The following is a 9,633-nucleotide window of genomic DNA, read 5'->3' as shown; positions in this document are numbered from 1 at the left end:
AGATGTCACCGACAGAATATGAAAACCACTATTATCAACGGCTCGGAAGTGTCTAGATTATCCGTGGCGATTCATAGTGCCGGAACAGATCATCGTTGATTTCACTGAAAGTGAAATCATTTCCCGACTTGATGAATTTACCGATGCGGTAAGGCAGTTAAAGGCGGCGGGTATCCGTGTGGCTATCGATCACTTTGGTGCCGGCTTTGCTGGTCTCTCGCTCCTTGCCCAGTTTCAGCCAGACCGCATTAAGATTAACCGCGACCTGATTAAAGATGTCCATAAGAGCGGCCCTCGTCAGGCTATCATTCAGGCCATCATCAAGTGCTGTACATCGCTTGAAATCTCGATTACTGCCGTTGGCGTCGAGAAGGCGGAAGAGTGGATGTGGCTGGAATCTGCCGGTATCTCTTTGTTTCAGGGGCACCTGTTTGCTAAACCCGCGTTAGGGGCAGTTCCCGCCGTCTTCTGGCCGGAAAAGAAATTTGCCATGTAAATTCTGCTAAAAGTCTTGCTGCTAATCTCACCCTTAGCAGCTTTTTTTATGCTTTGCCGTGAGGTTAATGTCCCTTACCGTGAACGTTATTGTACAATAAAAAAAACTTGTACAAGCAAGAGTGAGTTGTTAGCTTTAAACTTGTACATGCCGGTTTTAAGTATGAGAGTGTGAATGGCTTTTTACAGCATAGGTGATGTAGCCGAACGATGTGGAATTAACCCCGTTACATTACGTGCCTGGCAGCGGCGTTACGGACTACTTAAACCTCAACGTAGCATTGGTGGACATCGCCAATTTGACGAAGACGATATACAGCGTATTGAAGAAATAAAACGCTGGGTAGACAGCGGTGTGCCTGTGGGCAAGGTCAAAGCACTGCTGGAGGGTGAAGAAGTTGCAGTTCATGATGGCTGGGCGTCAATTCAGGAAGAAATGATGAGCGTATTACGCCACGTTCATCCCGCGAGTCTGCGTGCCAAGATTGTGGAAATAGGGCGTAAACACTCAGCGGAAAATCTTATTGATAATGTTTTTGTGCCGGTTCGTCAGAAGCTGAGTCTTGATCAGCACACGGCGCGGACCATGTGCAGTCTGTTAGACGGGATGCTCATTGACTATTCGGTTTCATGCCTGTCTGAAGCACGAAAAAAAGAGGGTAAAGAGGCATTATTAATCGGATGGGGGAGTGATGATCATACCCGGCTATGGCTTGAGGCATGGCGACTTTCTCAGCGAGGCTGGCACATAACGGTTCTCGCTGAACCGCTCGATTCCCCAAGACCCGAACTTTTTCCCGGACAGCAAATTTTTTTATGGACAGGCAAAGCGTTGTCAAGACGACAACATGAGCAGTTAGCTCACTGGCAGGAGCAGGGCTTTGCCGTTACCTACCATGGTATATAACAATGAATCAAAGGGCTATAACAGCCCTTTTTCTTTAATATCAATACTTTATTCAATGTGCAACTAGCCACATAATTTTCTTATCTTTTTTAGCAATATTTTCCCTCCTCATTCGTCTACCTCCATGACAATGCTTTTTATTAACTCAATGAGGTAGACAACGATGAGAGATTTTGACAACCACAGGCGCGGATTTAACGGCCATCGGATGGGTAAGCCATTTCTTCTCGGAGCCGCACTTTTAGTATTACTGGCTGTCGTGGTGATGACACTTTGGAACGCATTACTTCCGGCTATCATCGGAGTAACGACCATTGGTTTCTGGCAGGCGCTTGGCCTTCTGGTGTTAAGCCGTATTCTGTTTGGCGGATTGGGCCTGCGACCAGGTATGTTCGGTATGGCTCGCGAGCATCGGCGCATGCATGAGCGCTGGATGAATATGACGCCTGAAGAACGAGAGACGTTTATACAACAGCGTCGTGCCGGATTCATGCACCGCGGACATTTCTCTCGCTTTGGGGGATGCGGCCACCATCACGAGAGTGATAAAACCCCGCCTCAGTCCGACGAAAAGCCAGCGGCTGATTAGTCAAATGAAAAAAGGGATAGCGGGAGAGTCAATTTTAGTATCGGCAATACATGCCTGCCGATCCCGGCTGAATGCCTTCATTCGTCGACGTATGTCGGTACGCGACGAGGCGGATGATGTGCTGCAAGAAGTCACTTATCAGTTGATGAAAATTGAACAGCCGGTGGAAAATGTTGCTGCCTGGCTTTTTCGTGCAGCGCGCAATGAAATGACCGATCGTTGGCGTAAAAAACGTGAGTTCTCCTTATCCGAACTCAGTACCAGTGCTGACGCGGCGGAGGATGAACTTGAGATTACGTTATTTGGCACGCCGCAGACTCCTGAGGATGATTATTTAAGCGCGCTTTTTTGGGAAGAGCTGGAGACGGCGCTTGATGAACTGCCAGCCACACAATGTGAGGCTTTTGTGAAAACTGAGTTGCAGGGTTATAGCATCAAACAACTGGCACAAGAGAGCGGGCTGGGCGAGCAAACGTGGTTGTCGCGTAAACATAAGGCTGTGCTGTACCTGCGAGTGAGGTTGCACAGCCTTTATGACCAGCTTATTGAGCAGTGACCGTGGCCTGGTCGGCCCAGCGTTGACGTAGATAAGAGACGGCCTTCTGGGTCTGCGGTTGATGAAGATAGCTTTCCCTGAACAGAATGGTTCCATTAATGTGCGGATTGGCGTCATTCAGATCAAGCTGCCTTCTTAGTTCAGCCACGCCACCGTCGATCATCCAGTCTGGCTCTTTTTTAGACGGCTCACCGACTTTGTACAACGCGACGCCAATATACAAACGGGTATGGGTTGGTTTTACTACGTTTGCCCACCAGTTGGCCAGCACATCATAGCGTGCTGCGCTGCGAGAGAAGGGCCAGTATATTTGAGGAGCAATATAATCCAGTAACCCCTGTTGCACCCAGCGGCGGGTATCGGCAAAGGACTCATCATAAGCAGCCGCGCCACGAGTATCCGATCCTGCCGGATCGTACGACCGATTACGCCATACGCCAGCAGGGCTGACGCCGAACTCAACGTCGGGTTTGAGCTGTTTAATCGCCCGGGAAACTTGCTCAATAAGCTGTTGAGTATTATTACGCCGCCAGTCTGCTTTCGATGCGAAATGTTGGCCATACTCGCGGAAGGTCTCGCTATCGTTAAGCATTGCGCCGGGAGATTCAGTGTAAAAATAATCATCAAACTGAACGCCATCAACCGGATAACGTGCCACAACTTCGGCGACAATACTGGTTATCCAGTCTCGTGCTTCAGGGATACCCGGATCAAGCACATAGCGGTCACCTGAAGTGCGCACCCAATCCCGATGCAGGACAAATACGCTCGCCGGACGCAAAGACAATGTCCGATTGAGCTCGGCTTCTGTCCCTGGCTTGAGGTTTACGGAGACACGATAGGGATTAAACCACGCATGAACTTTCATGCCGCGTTTATGCGCTTCATCAAGCATAAACTGGAGTGGGTCATAACCCGGGTCCATGCCTATTTTCCCAGTAAGCATATCTGACCATGGCAGAATTTTTGACGGCCAAAGTGCTGTACCGTCAGGTTTTACCTGGAAAAAGACGGTATTCACGCCAAGGCTTTTTAATTGGTCTAACTTATCGGTCAACGCCTTCTGTTGCTGACTGTTGCGACTGGCAGCACTACTGGCATTGATGGAATTTATTGGTGGCCAGTCAAGCCGGGAGACGGTGGCCAGCCAGACACCGCGTACTGGCTCCTGGAATGACGAGGCTTTATCTGCCAGTGGCTGTTTTGCCACGGGAGGCAGAGGTGTGACAACCGAGTCAGGCTTTTTGCCTGAGCAGCCTGCAAGGAAGAGGGCGCAGCATACCAATGCACCCAGGCGCGTGGGCCAGGGACGATGAGAACAGTAAGCAACCATGTGAAGTCCAATAATTTAATTTTATTGATCGCAACATTAGGCCTCTGGCGACGAAAAGTTACAAGAAAGAAATGCGGCAAATAGTCTGATACAGACAATGACAGCCTGTGGAACGACTGGTAATGTAAATTATTCGCTAAACTTACTTAGGCCCATGTTTAATAAGGGTTAGAGGACAGTTGAATTTCTGCTTTATTTCTTATCAGGCTGATGCCATGACGTCGGTCGACACTATGTTATTAATGGGATGAGTATGGGATCACAACAATCGGTGGCGAGCGACTCGCTGCTGCGGCACAGGTCGTTTGTCGCTTTCTGGCTGGCCCGGACATGTTCCTCGTTTGGCTTCCAGATGTTTTCTGTCGCAGTCAGCTGGCAGATTTACGCTTTAACGCATAGCGCGATGGCGCTGGGAATGATCGGTCTGATGCAATTCTTGCCGTCTGTTTTGCTGGCGTTGCCGGCAGGACATTTAGCCGATCAACTCGATCGGCGACGAATTGTGCTGCTTGGTCAAGTGATAGAGTGGGGGGCTTTAGTGGGTTTAGTGGCGCTGACGCTACTACACTGGGCAGATCAATTTGAGATTTGGGGCCTGGTTTTTTTGATTTCAGTGGCAAAAGCACTGGAGTGGCCGGCAATGACCTCCATGTTGCCGTCACTGGTTCCGCCACCCATTCTGGCGCGCGCAATGGCTGCCAGCTCGGTCAGCGGTGAAGCGGCGGTGATTGTCGGGCCAACACTCGGTGGTTTGTTATATGTTATTGGGCCGGAAGTGGTTTATAGCGTCTCTGCGCTGTTCTATCTCTGCTCTGTTGTTTTAGTCAGCCAGCTGCGTTACGAACGTCCTGCGCAGATCCGCTTACCAATGAATCTGACCAATTTATTTGCCGGGGTGCGTTTTATACGTGAGCGAAAAGATGTCCTCGGCGTCATTTCGCTTGATTTGTTCGCCGTCTTGTTAGGCGGAGCCACCGCCTTATTACCCATCTTTGCACAGGATATTTTGCATACCGGACCCTGGGGGCTTGGGCTATTGCGCGGTGCGCCATCCGTCGGTGCGCTGCTAATGGGGGTATGGCTTAGCCGTCATAAGCTGGAAAAGAATGTCGGGATTATCATGTTTGGCTCCGTTGCCGGTTTTGGCCTGGCTACGCTGATATTCGCGCTTTCTACTCAGTTATGGCTGTCGCTGCTGGCGCTGGTCGCACTTGGTGGTTTTGATATGGTGAGCATGGTGATCCGCGGTGCGCTGGTACAACTCGATACGCCAGATGATATGCGTGGCCGGGTGAATGCGGTGAATGCAATTTTTATTAATACATCCAATCAACTCGGCGAGTTTGAATCCGGGGTGCTGGCCGCATGGCTCGGTGCCGTACCCGCGGCTGCGCTTGGGGGCATCGGTACGTTAGTCGTTGTCGCGGTGTGGATGACGATATTCCCGCATTTGCGAAAACGCCAAAAGCTGGAGAATGAGACAATTACCTAGCACATCCGCTATATAAACAGATGACGTACGTAGTACGGTGGTGTGAAGTAAGTGATAAAGCTCAGTTCAGGGGTTATGAGCTTAAATCCAGTCATGTAGCAACTCGTTGACGGACAAAAAAACAACAGTACAATGGCGAAAGTCGTTGATTTTTTCTCCCCGTTCTACAGGCTTCCATGATCTCATTGAAAACCCTTTTTCTGAGTTATTTTTGCATTATTTTACTTTCTTTCGTGGCCAGCCTCACCAAAACGATACACGAACGAGGCTCCCCGGCCCAGGATGGATGGTGGGCGGCACGGCGTGATTCAGCCGGTATTGCGCCCAATCCTGTGAAAAATGGCCGGTTAGCGATCGTGCAGGTTTATGCCGCGCCGACATGGGGATGGAAAGGGGTGGTCGCAGTTCATCCGTGGATTATTTATAAACGCGCCGGAGAAAAAGAATACAACCGCTATGAAGTCATCAGTTGGGGTTCCGGTGATAAAGTGCGTCGTAATCGTAATGCGCCGGACGGCTATTGGTATGGCGCAAAACCTCGTCTGTTGGTTGAACATCGGGGAAAAGCGGCAGAGGCGATGATCCCGCAAATTGAGGCCGCCATCGCGTCTTATCCCTGGCCGGATAGTTACCATGCCTGGCCGGGACCAAACAGCAATACGTTTATTGCACACATTGGCCGCGAAGTTCCTGGTCTGAAGCTCGATTTACCCGCAAATGCGGTGGGTAAAGATTACCGTTCGCTGCGCAATGTCATCGGTTTGCCGCCTTCAGGACGAGGTATGCAGATTTCTGTACAGGGCATCGCGGGGATTACGTTGGGCGCAGAGGAGGGCTTTGAGATCAATGTGCTGGGGTTGAACATGGGCATCGATTTTGCGCCTTTACGTTTACGGCTGCCCTTTATTGGCGGTGTGGGCCACCATAATCTGCAAAGTAAATTTGAAAGCGGAGACTGATGATCTGCATATTTATCTACAACAACCTGATCCCGATTTGTATTCGGCTGCATACCAGAGCATTTCATATGCCGATTAAGGAATAGCTTAACTAGTCTACAAAGCGTTGAATCAATTCATTTAACTCATGTTGTACGAGAATTCTGTTCATAAACCATCGGTTAATATCGCCTTGTTTTAAATAACTTTTTAAAGACAAGAAATATTTCTAATATGTGATCTTTGCATGTGAAATAATGTTTTATTTTTTATAGTCTCTTGTTCTGTTTTGTAATGACAGGAAGTACCGTATCCCAATGGGAGGGCATTTTTGCCACTTTGTTCTGAATCAATAAAACGTAAGCAGGAGACTAGCGTGAAAAAATTATTTTGTATGGCGTTGTTACTTTTAAGCAGCACCTGCCTGGCGCAAAGTACTGACATCAAAGCAGTGACCGATGCGGTGGAAAATATGCGTCTTGCCATGCTTAGTGGAGAAAAGTCCAGTCTGGAAAAAGTTGGGTTACCATCCCTGAGCTATGGCCACTCAAGCGGGCGAGTTGAAAATAATGATGAATTTGTCAATGCAATTGTGACTGGAAAGTCAAGATTTCAGACGCTGAACCTGAGTGATCAAACGGTTCAGGTTGACGGTGATGTTGCGATTGTCCGCCATATTTTAGAGGCAAAAACTAACGACAGCGGTAAGCCCGGGGACGTGAAAATTGGTGTGATGCTGGTCATGAAGAAAGACAACGCGGGTGAGTGGAAACTGTTAGCCCGCCAGGCATATAAGTTACCGCACTAAAATCCAGTCATCTGGCGCATCAGATTTGATGTGCCAGAAGCTGCTTGCCAACGAAGGAGATCGCTATGCGTAATCACATTAGGTCGTACTTTCCTGAAGGCAGTAGCGTTGCCAAAGTTATTGAGCGCATTTCAAGAAGAAAACCTGAAACTACAAACGGGGGCAGGCTGGCCGCATCTACCTGACTACAAACTCAACGCGATTTAACATAATATACATTATGCGCACCAATGTTGTAATGGCTCAATAGTAATGTCCGCCTGTGGCTCAATTCAGATGTCCGCGCTATGGTAAGCTTCACTGGTCCGTTTAAACTACCGGGAGGCATATCATGAGCGCAGAAAGCTCAGGAGTGTTTACTTTGAAAGAGATCAACCGGATCAAGATTATACAGGACGTCATTGAACGTCGCATCACAACGCGCCGTGCGGCCGAGCACCTCGGTATCAGCGACAGGCAATGCCGCAGACTTCTTGCCCGTTACCGTGAAGGCGGACCGCTTGGTATGGCCAGCAGACGATGTGGCATGCGTGGTAACCGCCAGTTGCCACCCGGGCTCGCAGATCAGGCTCTGGAACTGATCAAGACGCGTTATGCTGATTTCGGTCCGACTCTGGCGCGTGAAAAGCTCGAAGAACTCCACGGACTGTTTCTTGGCAAAGAAACTGTCCGGCGCATCATGGTGCGGGCTGGCTTATGGGTTCCCCGTAAACAACGTGCCGCAAGGATCCCTCAACCACGGTACCGGCGTCCGTGTACTGGTGAGCTGATACAAATAGATGGCTGTGATCACGACTGGTTTGAAGGCCGTGGCCCGGCCTGCACCGCGCTGGTCTATGTTGATGATGCAACCAGCAAACTGATGGAACTGTTGTTTGTTAAATCGGAGTCCACGTTTTCTTACTTCGAAGCCACGCGGCGCTATATCGATAAGCATGGTAAACCGCTGGCACTGTACAGCGATAAAGCCGGTGTTTTTCGTGTTAACAATAAACACGCCACAGGCGGAGACGGGCATACTCAGTTTGGGCGAGCCATGCATGAACTGAACATCCAGACTATCTGTGCAGAAACCAGTCCCGCCAAAGGGCGTGTAGAACGAGCTCACCTCACTTTACAGGATCGTCTGGTCAAAGAGCTGCGGTTACAGGGCATTTGTTCAATGGAGGCTGCAAATGACTTCGCTGAGGCCTATATGGCTGACTATAACCGCCGTTTTGGCAAAGTACCGCGACATGATTTTGACGTACACCGTGCTGTAGAACATGATGAGGACCTGGGGCTTATTTTCACTGTTCGTGAAAAACGTAAAGTCTCAAAATCGTTGACGATACAATATGATAAAATGTTGTACCTGATTGAAGACAGCGAACTGAGTCGCCGTGCAATAGGTAAATATATCGATGTGTATCACTATCCTGATGGCAGAAAAGAGCTGCGCCTGAACGGTACGCTACTTCCCTACTCTACCTACGACCGACTGTCAGAAATCGACCAGGGCGCGATTGTCGATAACAAGCGTCTTGGCCGAACCCTGGAGTTTATCAGTCTGGTGCAGAGCAAGCGGGATAACACGCGCTCTCAGTCAATTCCCGCTGGAGATGGCCCTTCCCGACGACGGCCAAAGCAGGAAGGGAAGAAATCCCAGCGCTCACTGGATAATGATGACATGCTCGAAGCACTCAAACAGCTTCAGTCACGTTCAGAGGACATTTTTGGTAAAAGAGCCCGCTGATGGTACTCACTGGCCGGACAGTGGTTGCTCACCAGTTGATATTGTCCGGCCAGACCCATGATGTATTATTCATTTCGTTCAGCATCTTTATGTCCTGCTTTTCACGGGCATACTTACCCCATAATGAATGAAAAGAACGAACAATACTGATTAACTGCTTTTTTCTTTGCTCCGGAGATAGGCTGATAAAATAGCAGCACCTGCTGTCAATATTATCCTCAATGAAATTAAAATCAGAGTCTGATGCATATTTTACTGTTAGCATAATATCATTCGACGTTGTTCTCTCAGACTCTGTTAATGCTGATTCTATCAGGTATTCAAAGGCATACATGACAGACAGCTGGTTTTTGTCTGTCTGAATATAACCCATTGAGTTTCTGAGTATTGAGGACTGTACCAGGACCAGAGGCCATAAAAGCTCAACACCATAAAGCTTATATGTATCATGTTGATCATACTGATGTTGCTCAACACGACGATTACCTTCCCGTGCTTTACGAATATCATAGGCAAGGGATAACATAAATCCGTCTTTAACTTTAATCAGTGGGCTTTCATCCACGATGTAATGAATGAGTTCATGTAATTCATTCAGGGCTTCTGAATCTCCCCACAGTATAAAACCTGCATTGTTCGGCGTTAACTCGTATCGAAGCATGGGCTCAATCATCCTGTTGTTTCAGTCGGAGGAAAGTCTATCGGCTTTGTTGAATAAATCGAACTTTTGCTGAGTTGAAGGATCAGATCACGCATCTTCCCGACAACGCAGACCGTTCC

9 protein-coding genes and 1 pseudogene are annotated in these 9,633 nt (G+C 48.8%); 8 read left to right on the top strand and 2 right to left on the bottom strand.

Annotation, left to right across the window (positions count from 1 at the left end; genetic code table 11):
- Positions 1-73 precede the first annotated feature (73 nt).
- The 4 genes and pseudogenes from CHU32_RS27105 to CHU32_RS27090 form a co-directional block, all read left to right on the top strand.
- Positions 74-496: pseudogene (locus CHU32_RS27105) on the top strand (EAL domain-containing protein); the annotation flags it as partial.
- A 174-nt stretch (positions 497-670) separates the two neighbouring features.
- The gene (locus CHU32_RS27100; RefSeq protein WP_103678803.1) at positions 671-1,402 is read left to right on the top strand and encodes a MerR family transcriptional regulator; all 732 of its coding nucleotides are present in this window, start codon (positions 671-673) and stop codon (positions 1,400-1,402) included.
- 163 nt (positions 1,403-1,565) lie between these two features.
- A complete protein-coding gene (locus tag CHU32_RS27095; protein ID WP_245880280.1) occupies positions 1,566-1,991 on the top strand; it encodes a hypothetical protein in 426 nt (141 codons plus the stop codon).
- Between the two features lie 4 nt (positions 1,992-1,995).
- Positions 1,996-2,547: an RNA polymerase sigma factor gene (locus CHU32_RS27090; protein ID WP_103678802.1), complete on the top strand. Its 552-nt coding sequence runs from the start codon at positions 1,996-1,998 to the stop codon at positions 2,545-2,547.
- Here CHU32_RS27090 and CHU32_RS27085 read toward each other — a convergent pair.
- A complete protein-coding gene (locus CHU32_RS27085; protein WP_103678801.1) occupies positions 2,534-3,880 on the bottom strand; it encodes a glycoside hydrolase family 10-like protein in 1,347 nt (448 codons plus the stop codon). The two genes, CHU32_RS27090 and CHU32_RS27085, sit on opposite strands and share 14 nt — an antisense overlap.
- A 253-nt stretch (positions 3,881-4,133) precedes the next feature.
- Between CHU32_RS27085 and CHU32_RS27080 the strand changes: the two genes are divergently transcribed.
- The 4 genes from CHU32_RS27080 to CHU32_RS27065 all read left to right on the top strand — a co-directional run bounded on the left by CHU32_RS27080 (position 4,134) and on the right by CHU32_RS27065 (position 8,853).
- Positions 4,134-5,372, top strand: coding sequence for an MFS transporter (locus tag CHU32_RS27080; protein ID WP_103678800.1), 1,239 nt, complete (start codon positions 4,134-4,136; stop codon positions 5,370-5,372).
- A 176-nt stretch (positions 5,373-5,548) separates the two neighbouring features.
- The gene (locus CHU32_RS27075) at positions 5,549-6,331 is read left to right on the top strand and encodes a DUF3750 domain-containing protein (RefSeq protein ID WP_103678799.1); all 783 of its coding nucleotides are present in this window, start codon (positions 5,549-5,551) and stop codon (positions 6,329-6,331) included.
- A 355-nt stretch (positions 6,332-6,686) separates the two neighbouring features.
- The gene (locus CHU32_RS27070) at positions 6,687-7,118 is read left to right on the top strand and encodes a nuclear transport factor 2 family protein (protein ID WP_218113808.1); all 432 of its coding nucleotides are present in this window, start codon (positions 6,687-6,689) and stop codon (positions 7,116-7,118) included.
- Positions 7,119-7,449: 331 nt separating this feature from the next.
- Entirely contained in the window at positions 7,450-8,853 is a 1,404-nt protein-coding gene (locus CHU32_RS27065; RefSeq protein WP_001567368.1) for an ISNCY-like element ISKpn21 family transposase, read from the top strand.
- Positions 8,854-8,881: 28 nt separating this feature from the next.
- Here the strand turns inward: CHU32_RS27065 and CHU32_RS27060 are convergent, their stop codons facing one another.
- Positions 8,882-9,514, bottom strand: a complete 633-nt coding sequence (locus CHU32_RS27060; protein WP_001567369.1) for a DUF6904 family protein — start codon at positions 9,512-9,514, stop codon at positions 8,882-8,884.
- Positions 9,515-9,633: the final 119 nt, after the last annotated feature.

This window comes from Superficieibacter electus (assembly GCF_002915575.1).
GTDB lineage: Bacteria > Pseudomonadota > Gammaproteobacteria > Enterobacterales > Enterobacteriaceae > Superficieibacter > Superficieibacter electus.
Note: the sequence above shows the minus strand (reverse complement) of the source record. Positions and strands in the feature narration are given on the sequence as shown.

What these genes read in the sequence shown, in the direction of transcription:
- CHU32_RS27090 (WP_103678802.1), top strand. Translation starts at nt 1,996, where the DNA reads ATGAAAAAAGGGATAGCGGGAGAGTCAATTTTAGTATCGGCAATACAT.
- CHU32_RS27095 (WP_245880280.1), top strand. Translation starts at nt 1,566, where the DNA reads ATGAGAGATTTTGACAACCACAGGCGCGGATTTAACGGCCATCGGATG.
- CHU32_RS27085 (WP_103678801.1), bottom strand. Translation starts at nt 3,880, where the DNA reads ATGGTTGCTTACTGTTCTCATCGTCCCTGGCCCACGCGCCTGGGTGCA.
- CHU32_RS27075 (WP_103678799.1), top strand. Translation starts at nt 5,549, where the DNA reads ATGATCTCATTGAAAACCCTTTTTCTGAGTTATTTTTGCATTATTTTA.
- CHU32_RS27065 (WP_001567368.1), top strand. Translation starts at nt 7,450, where the DNA reads ATGAGCGCAGAAAGCTCAGGAGTGTTTACTTTGAAAGAGATCAACCGG.
- CHU32_RS27060 (WP_001567369.1), bottom strand. Translation starts at nt 9,514, where the DNA reads ATGCTTCGATACGAGTTAACGCCGAACAATGCAGGTTTTATACTGTGG.
- CHU32_RS27100 (WP_103678803.1), top strand. Translation starts at nt 671, where the DNA reads ATGGCTTTTTACAGCATAGGTGATGTAGCCGAACGATGTGGAATTAAC.
- CHU32_RS27080 (WP_103678800.1), top strand. Translation starts at nt 4,134, where the DNA reads ATGGGATCACAACAATCGGTGGCGAGCGACTCGCTGCTGCGGCACAGG.